Origin of the sequence: Devosia sp. Root105 (assembly GCF_001424865.1) — a bacterium.
GTDB lineage: Bacteria > Pseudomonadota > Alphaproteobacteria > Rhizobiales > Devosiaceae > Devosia_A.
In genome coordinates this window covers 345502-362346 of record NZ_LMCR01000019.1, presented here as the reverse complement: position 1 = coordinate 362346, position 16845 = coordinate 345502, and the positions used below count along the sequence as shown (strand labels likewise).

Here is a 16845-nt window from a genome sequence, read left to right as displayed (position 1 = left end):
TCGGGGTGGCGCAGGCCGCCCCGAAACGCCCCTCGATCCAATATGAAGAACGCCAATGCCGAGACCTATGACGCAACGCATCAACTGGCTACCGATCTGGCTGCTTGGGCCGGTGGCGATCCTGCTGGCCGTGATCCTGATCTGGCCGATCGTGCAGGGCGTCGCCCTGAGCTTCTTCAACACTCGGATCCTCAACTACTCCGCGGGCAAGTTCATTGGCCTCGCCAACTTCAATGCCCTGTTCCAGGACGAATATTTCTGGAATTCGCTCAGGGTGACGGCAATCTACGGCGCCGCCTCGGTCATCTGCACCTATGCCCTGGGCCTTGGCTTCGCGCTGCTGCTCAACCGCGACTTCAAGGGCCGTGGCTTCATCCGAACGATCTTCATCCTGCCTTGGGCGATCCCGGAGGTTGTCGCGGTCCTGATCTTTGCCTGGATGCTCGACCCGCAGTTCGGCGTCGGCAACTACCTGCTGGTGATGATCGGGGTCATCGAGCAGCCGCAGGCCTGGTTGTCGCAATCGCACCTCGCCCTGCCTGCGCTCGTCGTACTAACTGCCTGGCAACAGTTCCCCCTGGCCATGCTGATCCTCCTGGCCGGCCTGCAGACCATTCCCGAGGAGCAGTACGAAGCCGCCAAGATGGACGGCGCCGGGGCGTGGACGCGCTTCGTGCATGTGACGCTTCCCGGCCTCAGGTCAGTGAACGTCATCCTGATCCTGCTGCTGATCCTCAACTCGTTCCGGCGCGTCACCATGATCTATGCGATGACCCGCGGCGGCCCCGCCCGTTCGACCGAAACGCTGTCCGTTCTCACTTACAATACCGCCTTCGAGTACCAGCGCGTCGGCTACGCTGCCGCCGTCGGCACCGTGCTGCTGCTGATCCTCCTGGCCTTCAGCCTCGTCTATTTCTGGAGCATCATGCGGAGCAACCAGGCCAAATGACCCCGGCGCGCAAGAAGTCGATCCTCAACGCATTCTGGTTTGCCCTGACGCTGGTCTTCGCAGCCATCGTGTTCTTTCCCTACTACTGGATGTTCGTCTCCTCGGTCGAAACCGACAGCATCTTCACCTGGCCGCCCAACCTGATCCCGAGCGGGTTCAGCCTCGACTCCTACTGGACCATCTTCGAGGAGCGCGACATCGGCCGTTGGCTCTTGAACACCCTGATCGTTGCCGGCAGCACCTCGCTGTTCTCGAGCATCATCGCCATCAATGCGGCCTATGCGCTGTCACGCTTCAAGACCAGGACCACTTCGGTGTTCACCGTCATCATCCTGTTCTCGCAACTGCTACCCGCCGCGCTGATCGTCGTGCCGCTGTTCGTGATCTTCCAGCAGATCGGGCTCTACAACAGCCTTGTCGGTCTGGCGATCGCCGACACCGCCTTCGTCCTGCCGCTTGCCATCTGGCTGCTGAAAGGCTTCTTCGATCAGATCCCGGTCGAAATCGAGCAGCAGGCGATGATCGACGGCTGCTCGCAGTTGGGCGCCTTCTATCGGGTGATCCTGCCGCTATCACTGCCCGGCCTGGTCGTGGTGGTCGCGATGTCGTTCATCTCGGGCTGGGACGAGTTCTTCCTCGCCCGCACGCTGATCGCCTCGCAGGACCAGTGGGTGCTGTCGGTGGGCCTCACCTCGTTCCGCGGCGAGTATACGCTCGACTGGAGTCAGATGATGGCGGCTGCAGTGATCTTCGCCCTGCCCGCACTGGCCTTCTTCCTGGTGGTACAGCGTTACCTGGTGGCCGGGCTGTCGGCCGGCGCCGTCAAGGGCTAGGGGCTCGTGGGCATCCCGGTTCGGCTTGGCTTGGACATCGGCGGGACGGCTAGCCGTTGGGTCGCGTGCGACCCCTCCGGCGCGGTGGTGGCTCGCGGTGAAACAGGCGGGGCATCGGGCCGCGTGTTCGACCCGCTCGAACGCGACCGCCTATCCGCTGCCGCCCATCTCGCCGCCCAGGCCTTGGCGCAACAGGGCCTGGTCGCCGAACGAGTCATTGCCGGCCTGACCGGGTTTGGACCCGGCGCTGCCGACGAGGTCAAGGCGGTGCTGGCGCAGCCGCTGGCGCTTGCGCATACGAGTGTCCTCGCAGTCGACGACATGACGCTCGCCTATCTTGAGCAGTTCGCGCCGGGCGAGGGGCACCTGGTGTCTGCCGGGACCGGCTCGTTCGGGCTCCACATTGCGGCGGATGGATCGAGAATCCGCGTCGGTGGGAGGGGCATCCTGATCGACGATGCCGGCTCAGGCGCGTGGATTGCACTCAGGGCCCTCGATCACATCTTCCGCGGGTACGACCGCCACGCTTCATTCGGCGCCGACTCGGTGCTGGCCGAGGAGTTGCTTGGCGCCATCGGCGGCAACAGTTGGGATGATGTACGCCAGTACGTCTATGGCGGCGACCGCGGCCGCATTGGCACGCTTTCTGTTGCCGTGGCTCGCGCCGCCACCCACGGCGATGCGGCGGCGGCGGCGATCCTGCGGGCCGCCGGCACCGAGCTGGCTCGCCTCGCCACCGCACTTGTCGGGCGCGCGGGCAGCCTCCCGGTTGCGCTGGTGGGCCGGGTGCTCGACCTGCATCTGGTCGTGAGAGAGCAGGTCGTCCGGATGCTTGCCGCGGAGACAGTTCACGTCCGCCGCACTGACGCTGCACTGGCTGCAGCGCGGCTACAAACCAACACGCTGGGCGTCGCCCTGCAAGCTTAGTCGAAAGTCGTCGAAACTGTGATCAATAACGTCATTTTCAAGGCGGCCAGCATGAGCTAACGTTGTCGTCATTGCGAATAAGTCATTGCCCAGATTGAGCGATTTATCGCGCCTAAGCTTGGCGATACGTGGGGCAGACCACCGGCGAGGCCGCTCGTCAACTAACGAGGAATGATGTGATCATTGATAGAGGCGCTGCATCGGAGCAGCGAGACGTTTTGCTACGCCATCTGAGTTGCCTCTCGGCTGCGACCACCAAGAGGGCGCTGGCTGCCACCTCGGTCGGCATGATCGTGATGCTTGTTGCAGCGCCGGCCGCGGCGCAGACGGTCTGGACCGGAGCGACCAGCACCGACTGGACAGACGCATCGAACTGGACCAACGGCGTTCCGGACAGCAGCGATGGTACGACCATCGCCAGCCCTACAGCGCTGGGTGACAGCGGTGCGGTGTCTGGTGCCACCAACGGTGTCATCCTCAACGGGAGCGGCTCGCTAACCGTCAAGAACGGCAGCACGCTCTCCAGCTCGACTGCGGCGATAGGCGCGGCAAATGGAAGCCTTGCGGCCGTCGCCGTGACCGGAAGCGGCTCGCACTGGACAACCAGCGGGCAACTGACTGTAGGGGGCACCGGTTCGGGTACGCTCAACATCTGGTCCGGTGGCACCGTGACTGCCTTGAGCGGCGTGCGCCTCGGCTTCAATGCTGCTGGCACTGGATCGGTCAACGTAAACGGCGGCAGCGTGCTGGAAACGACCGGCCTGACCAAAGGCGCTGGCGGCGCTCTGTTCACGTTCGATAATGCGACGCTTCGCGCGCTGGCGAACACTGCCACCTTCACCGGCACATTGGCCGTCAACGAACTCACCATCGCGGCGGGCGGCTTGACCGTGGACACCAACGGTTTCGCGATCAGCGCCGTTGGATTCGGCGGCGCAGGCGATCTCAGCGTGATGAACAGCGGTGCGAATCCCGGCACGCTTACTCTTACCGGTGCCGGCACCTATGCCGGCGATACCCGGATCGGCATCAACAGCACCCTTGTCCTCACCGGCGATCATATCGGCACCGGCAGACTGCTGGAGATCCAGACCGCCCTCGGCGACGACAATTCCGTGACCGGCCGTCTCGTCGTCAACGGCAACACCAGCGGCACGACCGACGTCAAGGTGACCAATATCGGTGGCGTCGGCGGTGTGACCACCACCGGCATCAGGATCATCGAGGTTGGCGGCACCTCTGCCGGCACCTTCAACCTCAGCGGCGACATCGTCCACAACGGCGAGCAGGCGGTGATCGGCGGCGCTTATCTCTACGGCCTCTACCAGGACGTTGACGATGGCGACTGGCACCTGCGCAACATTATCGACGACGGGCCGGTGTTCCAGCCGGCCGCCCCTGTCATCGAAGCCTATGTCGGCGCAGCGCTGCAGGCCTTCAACACCACCGAGAGCCTCCTGCAGCGCATCGGCAACCGCACCATGTCCGATGGCAACGGGCTCTGGGGCCGCATCGAAGCCGGCCGTGTCTCGATTGCGCCGGATTCGAGCACCGGCGCCGGCTACGACGTCACCACCTGGCAGTTGCAGGCAGGCTTCGATGGCGTGCTCAGCCAGTCCGACGCGGGAACGCTGGTCGCAGGCGTCAATGCGCAGTTCGGCATCATCTCCGCCGATATTAGCTCGGCCTCGGGCCGCGGCAGCGTGGCGAGCAACGGCTATGGCCTCGGCGCCACGCTCACCTGGTACGGCGACGAGGGCTTCTATCTCGATGGCCAGGGCAAGCTCACCTGGTTCGACAGCACGCTGGACTCGGAGACCCTCGGCACTACCATCGTCTCCGGCAATGCCGGGTTCGGCTACGCGCTCAGCCTCGAGGCCGGCCAGGAGGTGGCGCTCGGCGACAACTGGTCGGTGACGCCGCAGGCACAGCTCGCCTATTCCGCGGTGGATTTCAACGAGTTCGTCTCTTACGGCTCGACCGTAGCGCTCCAGAGCGGCGACAGCCTGCTCGGCCGCCTCGGCCTCTCGGTCGACCACGAGAGCGAGTGGCAGGACGCGGCCGGCGAGACGGGGAGCACCCGCCTCTACGGTATCGCCAACCTGACCTATGAGTTCCTTCAGGGCACGTCGACCAGCGTCGGTGGCGACACGTTGAGCAGCAAGGTCGACCCGCTGTGGGGCAGCATCGGGCTCGGCGGCTCGGTCAACTGGGCCGGCGACGCGCTGTCGCTCTATGGCGAGGCCAATCTCGGCAGCAGCCTCAACCATCTCGGCGACAGCTACAGCCTCGGCGTCACCGCCGGGATCCGGGGCAAGCTCTAGCCAGAAGCACGAGAGCCCGCCGACACGGTTCGGCGGGCTGCTCCTCAGCCGTTCAGCCACGGTTCACGGCGCGCTCGCTATCCGCGTCCGAGATCACGGCTGGAGGCCAAGCGGATGCCGCGCACCATCGTTTCTTCTGAACACCTGCCCAAGCCATCCCCCTATTTCAGCCATGCGGTAAAGAGCGCCGGGCTGGTGTTCGTTTCCGGCACTGCCCCCTATTCGCCTGAGACCGGCAAGATCGTGGGCGAAACCATCGGGGAACAGACCGCCCAGGCGCTGCGCAACATCAGCGCCATCCTCGCGGCCGCGGGCACGAGCCTCGACAAGGCGGTGAGCGCGACCGTCATCCTCGCCGAGGAGGACGACTTCGCCGGGATGAATGAGGAGTGGCTGAAGTGGTTTCCGGCTGATCCGCCGGCGCGGCAGGGCGCCAAGCTGCCGGTTCGGGTGCCTGGCCTCAAGATCTCGATCGCCATGATCGCAGAGGCGTAGGCAACAAAAAACCCGCGCCGGCGGAGGCGCGGGTTTCAAGTACGGCAGTTCTTGAAGGCTGCCTATTTCAAGCAGCGCCTCAAACGCGGCTAAGTCTGACGGTCTGGCAGAAGACGCCCTGGCAGCCATTGACCTTCAGGCTGTCACTGCCGGTCATGATCATCGTGCCGGAATAGACGTCGCCGGCGTTCTTGACCGTGCCGGTCCATTTGTTGTCGGAGGACTGAGTGCCCTGCACGATGACCTGGTTCAGGTATTGCCGGTTCACATCATCCTTGTCGCGCAGCCAGATCAGGCGCGCGCACAGGGCGCCGCTGCCGCACTCGGTGATCTTGTAACGGCTCTTGCCGTCATCGGCCTGCCAGGTGCCGGTCGGATCGGCAGCGATAGCGTATAGGGGGGCCGCGGCACAGAGGGTGGCGAACACGGCGGCGGCAAGTTTGGTCGCGAGGTGCATGGTCATGCGTCTCCGGAAAATTTCGGGTCGGTTCGGTTGGTTGGCCGGATAAAGGGGAACTTTGGCTGAATCTTGAATAAAGGCTCCGTTCATCTGCCGTTCATCTTTGCGGCGAGGCACGGGCCCTGAAATGGCAGCGATGCTGACTTGCTTTACGCGTCAGGAGTCTGCGAGCAGCCGCGCTGCCACAATCTCGCCTTGGCGGAACGGCAAGGCGGGGATAAAGTTCCGATCACGAAGTCGTGAACGCCCGCCAGACCGCCTCATGCGGCCCGATCGGCCACAGTGTCCTCGGCGAGAACTGCCGCAACGAGATCACCGTGCTGGTATGCTGGCTAGGGTAGAGGTTCACCGCCGCCAGCTTCTCGGGTCCCGCTGCCGAGGTGCGTCGCCGCAGTCGCCGGACGCCCAATGCTGCCCTGAAATCCGGCAGCCAATGCCGCCGCGCCCGGCTCGAGCTGGCATAAGGCAGGTCCTCATAGAACAGCACCTCGGCACGCCGCTCCAGCTCCGGCAGCAGCTCGATCACCACCGCCCGTACGGCCAGGTGGTTCACATGCCCGCCGATCGCCGCGGGGCAGAACACCCGGGCGCCTTCAGTCTCCCGCAACAGCTCGGCCAGCGGCGCCCGCACCTGCACGATGTCGTCAGCCAGTCCATCCAGGTCCCACGGCGAACGGCCGTGCACTGGCGCATCCTCCAGCCCCAGATCGATCCGCTCCAACCGAAAGCGCTCGGCAAACGCCATGTCCTCGGCGACCCGCAGCGTGGTGACCCGCTCGATCGTCGCGACATCCGGGGGCAAGGCGAGCGGCGCGCCGGCGACATAACCGCTGCGTGTGAAGAGGTTCACCAGCCGGCCACCAGGCTCCGCCGCAATCCGCGCGCCAAGCGAGAAGGCAATGTCGTCATGATGCGGAGAAAGGTAAATATTGCCGTTTGGGGCCCAAGACATTGCCATTCGATTGTCCTTTGCCAGACGGACAGTAATCTTCGCCTGGGGCGCCGGCGGCTCTGCTGGTAGCCCGTATATGAACCCGATGTGTGCTGCAATGACGCCGCGCCTGCTGATGGGTGTGCCGGCGGGAGATTGCGTCGGTCGTGCCAATCGAGTCCCCGGCCGGCTAGCCGGCCTGCAGCATCAACGCTGTGGCCAGCGCGAGGCCCAACAGCACCAGGATCGAGATGAAGCCGGCGGCCAGCACCCGGCCGCCCGACGACAGCACGCTGCGCAGGTCGACCGACAGGCCGAGGGCTGCCATGGAGACCAAAGTCAGCTGCGACGAGGCCGCCTGCAGCGGCTGCAACGTCGCCTCCGGCAAAAGCCCGAGCGAGCGGGCCGCCATCATCAGCAGGAAGCCGGTGATGAACCAGGGCAGCAGCAGTGAGAAGGACGGTCGCACCGCCCCCTTCCGCCCGTGGCGCAACCCGACGAACAGCACAACCGGCCCCAGCATCAGCACCCGCATGAGCTTCACCAGGGTGCCGACCTGCGTGCTCATCACGCCCACCGGCCCGGTCGCAGCGAGCACCTGCGGCACCGCGTAGACGCTGAGGCCGGCAACCACGCCGTATTGCCACTGCGTCAGCCCGAGCGCGCCGAATGCCAGCGGCAGCAGCAGCACCACCACGATACCCAGCGCCGCGGTGAAGGCGATAGAGGCGGCGACGTCCTCGGCCGGCGCCTCGATCACCGGCGCCGTCGCCATGATCGCCGAGTTGCCGCAGATCGAATTGCCACAGGCGACCAGCGTCGCCAGCCGCTCGTCCAGCCCGAGCCAACGGCCGACCAGGTAGCTGGTGGTCAGTGCCAGCAGCACCACCACCGCCACCGCGGCGATCAGTTCGATGCCCGACTGCGCCAGGGCAGCTGCGCTGATCGTGCCACCCAGCAGTACGACGGCGATTTCCAGGATGGTCTTCGAGGCAAACTGTACGCCGGCGACGAAGCGTGGCGCGAGGCCCATCAGTGTATGGATCAGCGTGCCGGCGAGGATGGCGATGACCAGGCCATCAACGCAGCGCGCGCCCAGCAACCGCTCCTGCAGCGCCTCCGCGCCCAGGGCCACTGCCGTCACGCCCAGGGCCAGTCCCAGCCCAGGCAGGACAGCCACGATTTTCCGCCTCGCTAGCACAGCATGCTCCAGACCAAGTCGCGGACAGCATAGGCATTGCGATCATTCTGAATAATGACATAGAAATGCATGTTTCATTCTGCTGGATCGCACGATGACGCTGGAGCAGCTCTCGATATTCATCGCCGTCGCCGAACGCGAGCACCTGACGCAGGGCGCCAATGCCGTCGGCCTCTCGCCGTCGGCGGCGAGCGCGGCGATCAAGTCGCTCGAGGCCTATTACGATGTGCGCCTGTTCGATCGCGTCGGGCGGCGGATCGAGCTCACCCGTGAGGGGCGCGTGCTGCTGGCCGAGGCGCGGCTCACCCTGGCGCAGGTGCGCAACACCGAATCCGTGCTCAGCGAACTGGGCAGCCTCAGGACTGGTATCCTCGACGTGCTGGCCAGCCAGACCGTCGCCAACTACTGGCTGCCGCCGCGCCTCTTGGCCTTCCAGCGGCAATACCCCGGCGTCACAATCAATTTCGAGGTCGGCAATACCAGCGCCGTCGCTGCGGCCGTGGTCGACGGACGAGCGGAACTCGGCCTCGTCGAAGGCAGTATCGACGAGCCGGTGCTGGCCAGCACGCCGGTGGTGCGAGACCGGCTGGTGGTGGTTGCGACAGCAGGTGCTCGCACGACACTCAGCGACCTCAGTTGGATCATGCGGGAGCGCGGCTCAGGCACGCGGGCAGTGTTCGAAGCCGGGCTGCGCGCCGCCGGCTATGATCCGGCCGAACTGCAGGTTGCCCTGGTGTTGCCCACCAACGAGGCCGTGCTCAGCGCTGTCCGCTCGGGCAGTTGCGCCGCCGCCCTCTCCGAGATGGTGGTCGCCCCGTTTGTCAGAAGCGGCGAGCTGCAGGTGCTCGATATCGAGCTGCCACCCCGGCAGTTCTCGATCCTCCGCCACCGCGAACGCCGCCTCTCGGCCGCTGCGGCACGATTCGAAGCGCTGTGCCGGGAGCCGGATCGCGAATGAGGTGGGTGGGCGCCGTTGAGCGCCCTTACCACCTGCCGTTGAACCCGACCTTGGCGCCGATCGCGTTGTTATTGCCGAAATCGTCGAGGCTGCCGCGCACCAGCGCTTCGCCGAAGACGCTGTACTGCTCGTCGGCCCAGCTCAGCGAACCGCCGACACCGACACCGCCCCACACCCCCTGGTTCTGCGAGGCGAATTTGGTGCCGGAGACATCGACCGTCGAGCCGTCGAGGAAATCGTAATAGAGATTGCCGATGCCGTAGAGGTGGGTCTGCTTGGTCTCGCCGGCCGCGTCCTGCCATTCGCTCTCGTAGTCGGCGGAAAGCCCGAGCCGGCCCACCAGGGTGTCGCCGCCATCGTCGAGCGAGACCGTGCCGTCATACTGGTCGGTGAAATCGCTGAAGCGCACGGCCGAATAGCTGAGCTGGGCCTGCGGCGTCAGCGACCAGTTGTCGTTGAGCCCGATCTTCTGGCCGGCCTCGAGGCTGAGCCCGTAGCCGAAGGCATCGTTGCCCTCGACCAGCGTGGCGCCGGTGTCGTCGGAGACGATATCGGTCGAATAACCGATCAGTTGCGCCTGGCCGTCGACATAGAGCCCGCCCGCGCCGTACCAGGTGAGTGTGCCGCCGACGCCAAAACCCAGGGCGTTGACCGAGCCCGCGCCATAGATCGAGGTGATATCCGAGCTGACGGTGCCAAACTGCGCGTTCACCCCGGCGACCAGCGTGCCGGCCTCACCCTGGTGCAGCACGCCATCGAGCCCAGCCTGCAGCCGCCAGGTGGTCACGTCATAGCTGGCGCCGGTGGTCGAGACACCGGGCTCGAAATGCCCCTGCGACGCATCCATGCGGGCCCAGATGGCGTTGGGCGCCAGCGCGCCATCGGTGCTGCCCTCCCCGCCATTCAGCCATTGCCGGCCACCGACGCGCTGCTGCAGGGTGCCCAGTTCGTTGAACGCCTGCAGCGCGTTGGCATAGTTCTCGTAGAGCGGCACGGTCGGCGCATAGAGCGGGCCGGCGTCGATGATTTCGGAGCGCAGGTACCAATCGCCGTCGGCTGTGGTCTGGGTGCCCTGGTACAGCCGGTAGGCATAGGCCCCGCCAACCACCGCCTGGTCGCCCTCGAACACATAGTCGCCGAGCAGCGAGAAGGTGCCGTTCGATGCGCCGAGAACATCGACGACCTTGATGCCTGCATTGCCTGTCTGTGCGCCGGCGCCGCCGACATTGGTGATAACCAGCGACGAGTTGCCCGAGGTGGAGCCGTTGACGACGAGCTGATCGGTGGCCGAGGTATTGTCGTAGCCAAGCGCCGTATTGAGATAGACGGTACCGTCGTTGCCGACATAGTTGCCGGTCACCGTGAGTTTGGTGCCAGGACCAGCACCGCCCAGGCGAACGATCCCGGCATTGTTGAGCGAAACGAGGGTCTGGTTGAAGCCGGCAAGGTCGAACGTGCCGCCGGAGGCGACGTTGAAGGCCGATGTCGTGCCGAAGATGTTGGCGGCCCCGGCCCGCAGCGTGCCGCCGTTCACGCTGGTAGCGCCGGTATAGGTATTGGCGCCCGACAGCGTCTGCGTGCCGCCAGTGAGGGTCAGTGTGCCGCTGCCCGAGATGATGCCGGAGAACACATCGTTCTTCGCATCTGTGATCGTCAGGCTCTTGGCGTTGCGCGTGACGACGCCGCTGCCGGCGAGGCTCTGGATGCTGGTACCGGCCGCACTGACACCGGAAATGTCAAAAATTCCGTTCACCACCACCCGACTTGAGGCGGCGATCGAGCCATTGCCCACCAGTTCGAGCGTGCCTGCCTGGAGCACGGTCTCCCCGGCATAGCTATTGACGGCCCGGACATCGAGGATGCCCGCACCGGTCTTGGTTAGCCCGCCGATGCCGGAAAAACCGGAGCCCGCACGCACCTCAAAGGCCTGGGTGTCGACGGTCAGGCCGCCTGCCGCAATATTGAGCGTGCCTGGCGAAAATCCGGAGATGAAGAAGTTGTTGTCGGCCCGTGCTCGCAGAATGCCGTTGTCGAAATTGACCTGACCGGTGCCGGAAGAGGCACGTGAAAGTCTATTGGTCTCGAGCGTGCTCCCGCCACTGATGTTGATCGTGCCGTCGCCATTCGTAAAGCTCCCGAAAGTGACTCCCGATTGAGCGACGACCTTACCGCCGTTCTCAATGTTGAGAACACCCTCGCCGCCGGCGCCGACTTCAATCTGGGCACCGGACACGATCCACTGCGATCCGGCTCCGGTGACCGTGATTGTGCCATTGGTCCCATTGCCGTCGGCGATGTGGTGCTCGGCGCCAGTGCTTGTCAGCGTGCTGCCGTTCTGGATTGTCAGATTGCCGAACCTGCCAGGCGTATTGCCGACCGTCAGGGAACCCGTCGTGCCGACAGCGGGACCGTTCTTACCGAGGACAGTCGGGCTTGGCGAAGTCGGATCAATGTTGACAGTGCCGGCAACTGGCACCGTTCCTCCGGACCAGTTGCTCCCGACCGTCCAGTCGTCGCTGGTGGTTCCCGTCCAGCTCTGGGCCGCCGCGGGACCCGCCCACAGGGCCGCCAGCGCCAGCGCTGCCAAGCCAACGCCCGATAGCAGCCTCGCCCTGCCAAGGTTCCAGCCGCGATCAGCGTAGCCGCGCCCGGTTGCCCCAACAGACATGCCGCCCTCAAAATCCATAAGATATGACGTAAAGTGTCGACTCAAACTGCCGCGAGCCCGAAGCTTAGACAAGCACAGCTTTCGAGCTAAAGCACTGTCATAATTAAGAAAGCTTTGCGACGACGCTGCACCCGCCGCGGATCTGCAACGAAAGCTTTGACTGATCAAACAACGGCAAGTTGGGAGCGCATGGAAACGCCGCCGATCAGTTCTCGATCCGCCACCGCGCGGTGCAGAGCGTGTGCCTGGAGGTGAGGACGGCTGCTTTCGAGTGCGCCTGTCATGGGCTAGCTTCGGCACAGCATGAACATCCTTCCCCTCACACCGACCCGCGCGGCGTCGATCATCGCTCAGGACGGCGGCAACGGCTGGAACCGGCGCGAGGAGCACTGGCTGGGCGTGCTCGCCCAGATCGAGACGGGGCAGCGCACCACACTGGTGGCGGTGCTCGGCGCGCAGGTGGTTGGCTATGGCAGCCTGCTGTGGCGCTCGGGCTACCCAGGCTTCGCCGCCGCCAACATTCCCGAAGTCCACGACCTCGCAACGCAGGCGCAGCACCGCGGCAAGGGTGTCGCCACCAGCCTGATCGCCGCCCTGGAATACCTGGCGCGCCAGCGCGGCCACCATGTGACCGGCCTCGGCGTCGGCCTTTACGCCGACTACGGCCCGGCGCAACGGCTCTATACCCGCCTCGGCTACAGACCGGACGGCCACGGCATCACCTACCGCCACGCCCCGGTCGTGCCGGGCGCAACCTTCCCGATCGACGACGAGCTGCTGCTGTGGCTGACCAAGCAGCTCTAGATCTCTTCACAGGTGAGTTGAGCTACCTGCGGGGCCATCCCTGCGAATCCCGGCCGGTGGAGAGTCGGGACGCGCCGAGGTCGAGCAGACCACCGCGCTCACCCCGGTTACACCGAGTTTGGGGCGCCTTCTGGTGACAGGTTCGCCGATGGCCCCCGCATCAGGGCGGGAAATCCGGTAACTTAGCGCACGTGAGCTTTCGCCAGGATGACAGCCGGGGCTCAAAGGCCGAGCCCATCAGTTTCGCCGGTGCAGCCCAATCGTGAGATCATTTAGATCTCCTCCGGCGGCTCCCAGTTCGGCCAATCCGCCACATGCTCTTCCCACTCTCCGGGCTTTACCGATTGCTCGGGCACGGTGCGGCCGCGGACCGAGACGCCGACAGCCATGACGGTTTCGGGGTCACCCGAGACCAGCGGGTGCCACCAGGCGAGGCCCTTGCCTTCGGCGATGCGGCGATAGGCACAGGTCCTCGGGATCCACTCGATGGTGCGGACGTTCTCCGGCGTCAGCTTGATGCAGTCGGGCACCAGCTTCAGCCGGTTGGGATAGTCCGAGCATTTGCAGCTTTCGCCGTCGAGCAGCTGGCAGCGCACGTCCGAGACGTAGATGTCGCCGGTATCCTCGTCCTCGAGCTTCATCAGGCAGCAGCGCCCGCAGCCGTCGCAGAGCGATTCCCACTCCACGTCAGTCATTTCCTCGAGCGTCTTTTCTTCCCAGAAGGCCATTCAGGTTCCTGTGACGGCTGAACGGGACCCGGGAAAAGCCGTGGACTCTTCCGTTTGGGTCCCGCTACGCAAAGCAACTGCGCTTGCGCAAACTGTCCGCTGATCATATTCGAGCGACTGCCTTGCCAATGCGCCCCAAATTGGGGAGATTCAAGACCATAGGGGCGCTGTTGGCACGCCGCGGAGTGTTCGGTGCAAGATCCGTTCTACCACAAAGAGAAGCGGCGCAAGAAAACCCGCATGCTGGCGGCCGACGCCTGGCTCGACTCGGCGCTCTATGAGTTCGGCCAATCGCTGGGGCGCGGCTACACCCGGGTCGAGGATTTCTTCTCGCGTTTCCGCGTTTCCGGCATCAAGCGCTTGTTCGTCGAGATCCTCTCGGACGGCTTCAGCTTCCTTGCCATCGGCATGGTGCTGGTCACCGCGCTGGCATTGCCGGCGTTCGATGCCACGGTCACCGGCCGCTTCAACAAGGCCGAGGATTTCGCCGTCACCTTCCTCGATCGCTACGGCAACGAGATCGGCCGGCGCGGCATCCGGTCCGACGATTCCTACCCGCTCGACAAGCTGCCCGACTACCTGATCAAGGCGACGCTCGCCACCGAGGACCGGCGCTTCTACGAGCACTGGGGCATCGACGTGGTCGGCACGTTGCGCGCGCTGGTGTCGAACGCGCAGGGCGAGAACTCGACGCAGGGCGGCTCCTCGATCACCCAGCAGCTGGCCAAGAACCTGTTCCTCTCGTCCGAGCGCACCCTCGAGCGCAAGATCAAGGAAGCGTTCCTGTCGGTTTGGCTCGAGTGGCACTATACGAAGGACGAGATCCTCAAGCTCTATTTCGACCGCGCCTATATGGGCGGCGGCAATTTCGGCGCTGCGGCGGCAGCCGAGTTCTATTTCGGCAAGAAGGTCACCGATGTGAACCTCGCCGAAGCGGCGATGCTGGCCGGGCTGTTCAAGGCGCCGACCAAGTACGCGCCGCATGTCGATCTGGCGGCGGCGCGCGGCCGCGCCAACCTGGTGCTGTCGAACCTCGTCGATGCCGGTTTCCTCACCGAGGGGCAGGTGACCGCGGCGCGCCGTAACCCGGCCGTGCCGATCGATCGCTCGGCCGAGGCCAACTCACCGAACTACTTCCTCGATTACGCCTTCGAGGAAGCCAAGAAGATCATCGAGACCTCGGGCAGCACCTCGAACACGTTCGTCGTGCGCTCGACCATCGATCCGGTGCTGCAGTCCTATGCCGAGGATGCCGTCACCTCGGTGGTGCGCGAGCAGGGCGAGGCGTTCAATGTCAGCCAGGCCGCCATGGTGGTGCTGGAGCCGACAGGACCGATCCGCGCCATGGTCGGCGGCATGGATTACGGCAAGAGCCAGTTCAACCGATCGATCGTCCCCAACCGGCAGCCCGGCTCGGCGTTCAAGCTCTTCGACTATGCCACCGCCTTCGAGCTGATCCCGGAATATGACCCGGACACCGTGGTCTCGGGCGCCACCCAGTGCATCGGCAACTGGTGCCCGCGCAACTATTCGGGCAATTCGGTCGGCCGCATCAGCCTGATCTCGGCGTTTCAGCAGTCGATCAACACCGTGCCGGTGAACCTGTCGATCAAGACCGGCCGCCAGCCGATCGCCGACTTCGCCCACAAGATCGGACTGCAGAACGACTTTCCGGTGACCCGCTCGCTGGCGCTGGGCGCCGCCTCGGTCAGCGTCATCGACATGGCGTCGTCCTATGCAGTGTTCGCCAACCATGGCTACAAGACCCCGGCCTATGGCATCACCCGCATCACGACGCTGTCGGGCGATCCGATCTATGACGCGGATTCCGAGCCGCAGCAGGAGCGCGTGGTCAGCGAGCAGACGGTCAAATACATGAACCGGATGATGCGCGCCGTGGTCGAGAGCGGCACCGGCCGCCGCGCGCTGATCGAAGGCGTACCCTCGGTCGGCAAGACCGGCACCACGTCATCATATCGCGACGCGTGGTTCTGCGGCTTCACCGGCAACTATGTCGCCGCGGTGTGGTTCGGCAATGACGACTACCGGCCGACCAAGAACCTGACCGGAGGCACCCTGCCCACCACCGCCTGGCAAAAGTTCATGGCCTACGCCCACACCAATATCGAGATCAAACCCGTGGAGGGCGTGGATTTCGCGCCGGCGCCGTTCGTCATCGCCAATGCCGAGGAAGGCCAGCCGGTCGCCCCGACCGTCGAGCGCCCTCCGGGATTGAAGCCCGGCGCGGCGGACAAGCTGCTGGAGGTTGCCGAGCGCCTGCGCAACGCGCTGGGCGGCGCCAGCAACCAGGCGGCGCTCGCCATTACTTCCCCCGCTCCGGCCAAGGCGCTGTAACCCTTGCGCTTTCTCGTTCACCTCGGCAGCATGCTGCTGGTTGCACTGCTGGTCGGCTTCGGCCTCAGCTGGTACGCGCTGAGCGATGGCCGGCTGTTCGGCGCCATCGAGATCGGCCCGTGGTCGGCGTGGCGTGATGTCGGCGTGCCGGCGCCCGACCCCTATACCCGCGCCTTCATCGCCCGTTCGGGTGCGCTCGAGCTCGGCGCCAGCGAGGGCATCCAGTTCATCGCCACTACCGACAGCGACAACCGCCGCCTCGACCGCGCCTGCCGCTATCGCATCGACGGCACGACACCCGCCGCCCGCTTCTGGACCCTGGTGCCGGTGGCCCCCGGCGATGGGGCTCCGATCACCCGCGCCGATGGCCCCACAGATTTCCACAGTGCGCGGCTCAGCCGGGCCGGCGACGGCTCGGTCGAGCTCTATGTGTCGAAAACCCTGGCCCCGCAGAACTGGCTCGAAATCACCGGCGACGGCGCCTTCGACCTGGTGCTGACGCTCTACGACACCTCGAGCCTGTCGGGCGTGGGCGCCGATGTCGCCGCCCTGCCCTCGATCATCCGCGAGGCCTGCGCATGATCCGCACCCTGCTCTGGCTGCTTGGCGGCGTGGTGCTGGGCGGCATCATCCACATCGCGGTGATCCTCAGCCTGCCGGCACTCTCAGCCACGTCCGCCTGGGACCATGTCGCTGCCGCCGGCGCCGGCCCGGGCCCCACCGTGCTGTCGGCCGCCACGGCGAGCCAGCCCAACCCGCTGCGGCTCGACCCCGAACTTGCCTATGCGGTGTGCCGCATCGATCTGCGTAACGGCCCCGCCTCGGTCACCGGTACGCTGCCGCAATCTTTCTGGTCGGTCGCCGTCTACAGCCGCGCCGGCACGGTGGTCTATTCGACCACCAATCGCGACGGCATCGGCACCGCGCTCGACCTCGGCATCTTTAACCCGGGGCAGACACGGCTCCTCGCAGAGCAGAAGCTCGATATCGCGGAGGGCCTCTTGATCGTCGAGGCCAAGGAAGACGACCTGTTCGTCGTCGTCCGCCTCGCCCCGCCGCACCCGGAAATGCGCGCCCGCTACGAGAAGGCGCTCGCCGGCCTCAAGTGCGGCACCATCGCCACGTAGAGAGCTTTTCGGTTGGACTGCATTGCAGAAGCTGATGGGGCTTGATTGTTGTCTCCCACCGGCTGTCATCCCAGCGAAAGCTGGG

The 16845-nt window shown here is 65.3% G+C and carries 15 protein-coding genes; 10 read left to right on the top strand and 5 right to left on the bottom strand.

The genetic code is table 11. The annotated features are described in order from the left end of the window. Positions 1-55: 55 nt before the first annotated feature. From ASC68_RS24235 to ASC68_RS24215, 5 genes are all read left to right on the top strand, one after another. Positions 56-949 carry a sugar ABC transporter permease gene (locus ASC68_RS24235; protein WP_055885342.1) on the top strand — a complete coding sequence of 298 codons (894 nt, stop codon included), beginning with the start codon at positions 56-58 and terminating at the stop codon, positions 947-949. Next, the gene (locus ASC68_RS24230) at positions 946-1782 is read left to right on the top strand and encodes a carbohydrate ABC transporter permease (RefSeq protein ID WP_055885339.1); all 837 of its coding nucleotides are present in this window, start codon (positions 946-948) and stop codon (positions 1780-1782) included. The genes ASC68_RS24235 and ASC68_RS24230 overlap by 4 nt, the downstream gene beginning before the upstream one ends. A 6-nt stretch (positions 1783-1788) precedes the next feature. Then, on the top strand, positions 1789-2709 hold the full coding sequence (locus ASC68_RS24225; protein ID WP_082528442.1) for a BadF/BadG/BcrA/BcrD ATPase family protein: 921 nt from the start codon (positions 1789-1791) through the stop codon (positions 2707-2709). Between the two features lie 218 nt (positions 2710-2927). Continuing rightward, the gene (locus ASC68_RS24220; protein ID WP_055885334.1) at positions 2928-5033 is read left to right on the top strand and encodes an autotransporter outer membrane beta-barrel domain-containing protein; all 2106 of its coding nucleotides are present in this window, start codon (positions 2928-2930) and stop codon (positions 5031-5033) included. 114 nt (positions 5034-5147) lie between these two features. Then, positions 5148-5528 carry a RidA family protein gene (locus tag ASC68_RS24215; protein ID WP_055885332.1) on the top strand — a complete coding sequence of 127 codons (381 nt, stop codon included), beginning with the start codon at positions 5148-5150 and terminating at the stop codon, positions 5526-5528. 79 nt (positions 5529-5607) lie between these two features. Here ASC68_RS24215 and ASC68_RS24210 read toward each other — a convergent pair whose 3' ends face one another. The 3 genes from ASC68_RS24210 to ASC68_RS24200 form a co-directional block, all read right to left on the bottom strand. After that, entirely contained in the window at positions 5608-5985 is a 378-nt protein-coding gene (locus ASC68_RS24210) for a DUF2147 domain-containing protein (RefSeq protein WP_197421392.1), read from the bottom strand. A gap of 232 nt (positions 5986-6217) precedes the next feature. Further along, positions 6218-6946: a PIG-L family deacetylase gene (locus ASC68_RS24205; RefSeq protein WP_055885328.1), complete on the bottom strand. Its 729-nt coding sequence runs from the start codon at positions 6944-6946 to the stop codon at positions 6218-6220. A 163-nt stretch (positions 6947-7109) separates the two neighbouring features. Beyond that, positions 7110-8120, bottom strand: coding sequence for a putative sulfate exporter family transporter (locus ASC68_RS24200; RefSeq protein WP_055885326.1), 1011 nt, complete (start codon positions 8118-8120; stop codon positions 7110-7112). A gap of 94 nt (positions 8121-8214) precedes the next feature. Here ASC68_RS24200 and ASC68_RS24195 point away from each other — a divergent pair, with 94 nt between their 5' ends. After that, positions 8215-9078 carry a LysR substrate-binding domain-containing protein gene (locus ASC68_RS24195; RefSeq protein WP_055885324.1) on the top strand — a complete coding sequence of 288 codons (864 nt, stop codon included), beginning with the start codon at positions 8215-8217 and terminating at the stop codon, positions 9076-9078. A 25-nt stretch (positions 9079-9103) separates the two neighbouring features. Here the strand turns inward: ASC68_RS24195 and ASC68_RS24190 are convergent, their stop codons facing one another. Next, positions 9104-11746 carry an autotransporter outer membrane beta-barrel domain-containing protein gene (locus tag ASC68_RS24190; protein ID WP_197421391.1) on the bottom strand — a complete coding sequence of 881 codons (2643 nt, stop codon included), beginning with the start codon at positions 11744-11746 and terminating at the stop codon, positions 9104-9106. Between the two features lie 303 nt (positions 11747-12049). Between ASC68_RS24190 and ASC68_RS24185 the strand changes: the two genes are divergently transcribed. Further along, on the top strand, positions 12050-12550 hold the full coding sequence (locus ASC68_RS24185) for a GNAT family N-acetyltransferase (RefSeq protein WP_055885321.1): 501 nt from the start codon (positions 12050-12052) through the stop codon (positions 12548-12550). Between the two features lie 272 nt (positions 12551-12822). Here the strand turns inward: ASC68_RS24185 and ASC68_RS24180 are convergent, their stop codons facing one another. Then, positions 12823-13278 carry a YcgN family cysteine cluster protein gene (locus ASC68_RS24180; RefSeq protein ID WP_055885318.1) on the bottom strand — a complete coding sequence of 152 codons (456 nt, stop codon included), beginning with the start codon at positions 13276-13278 and terminating at the stop codon, positions 12823-12825. Between the two features lie 192 nt (positions 13279-13470). Here ASC68_RS24180 and ASC68_RS24175 point away from each other — a divergent pair, with 192 nt between their 5' ends. From ASC68_RS24175 to ASC68_RS24165, 3 genes are read left to right on the top strand one after another with little or no spacing between them, the layout of a single operon-like run. Beyond that, the gene (locus ASC68_RS24175) at positions 13471-15633 is read left to right on the top strand and encodes a PBP1A family penicillin-binding protein (protein ID WP_055885316.1); all 2163 of its coding nucleotides are present in this window, start codon (positions 13471-13473) and stop codon (positions 15631-15633) included. 3 nt (positions 15634-15636) lie between these two features. Then, positions 15637-16215 carry a DUF1214 domain-containing protein gene (locus ASC68_RS24170; protein WP_055885313.1) on the top strand — a complete coding sequence of 193 codons (579 nt, stop codon included), beginning with the start codon at positions 15637-15639 and terminating at the stop codon, positions 16213-16215. After that, positions 16212-16760, top strand: a complete 549-nt coding sequence (locus ASC68_RS24165; protein WP_055885309.1) for a hypothetical protein — start codon at positions 16212-16214, stop codon at positions 16758-16760. Before ASC68_RS24170 ends, ASC68_RS24165 begins: the two co-directional genes overlap by 4 nt. Positions 16761-16845: the final 85 nt, after the last annotated feature.

Excerpts from the sequence above, each read along its gene's own strand:
- ASC68_RS24235 (WP_055885342.1), top strand. The coding sequence starts at position 56 with ATGCCGAGACCTATGACGCAACGCATCAACTGGCTACCGATCTGGCTG.
- ASC68_RS24230 (WP_055885339.1), top strand. The coding sequence starts at position 946 with ATGACCCCGGCGCGCAAGAAGTCGATCCTCAACGCATTCTGGTTTGCC.
- ASC68_RS24215 (WP_055885332.1), top strand. The coding sequence starts at position 5,148 with ATGCCGCGCACCATCGTTTCTTCTGAACACCTGCCCAAGCCATCCCCC.
- ASC68_RS24210 (WP_197421392.1), bottom strand. The coding sequence starts at position 5,985 with ATGCACCTCGCGACCAAACTTGCCGCCGCCGTGTTCGCCACCCTCTGT.
- ASC68_RS24205 (WP_055885328.1), bottom strand. The coding sequence starts at position 6,946 with ATGGCAATGTCTTGGGCCCCAAACGGCAATATTTACCTTTCTCCGCAT.
- ASC68_RS24195 (WP_055885324.1), top strand. The coding sequence starts at position 8,215 with ATGACGCTGGAGCAGCTCTCGATATTCATCGCCGTCGCCGAACGCGAG.
- ASC68_RS24190 (WP_197421391.1), bottom strand. The coding sequence starts at position 11,746 with ATGTCTGTTGGGGCAACCGGGCGCGGCTACGCTGATCGCGGCTGGAAC.
- ASC68_RS24185 (WP_055885321.1), top strand. The coding sequence starts at position 12,050 with ATGAACATCCTTCCCCTCACACCGACCCGCGCGGCGTCGATCATCGCT.
- ASC68_RS24180 (WP_055885318.1), bottom strand. The coding sequence starts at position 13,278 with ATGGCCTTCTGGGAAGAAAAGACGCTCGAGGAAATGACTGACGTGGAG.
- ASC68_RS24165 (WP_055885309.1), top strand. The coding sequence starts at position 16,212 with ATGATCCGCACCCTGCTCTGGCTGCTTGGCGGCGTGGTGCTGGGCGGC.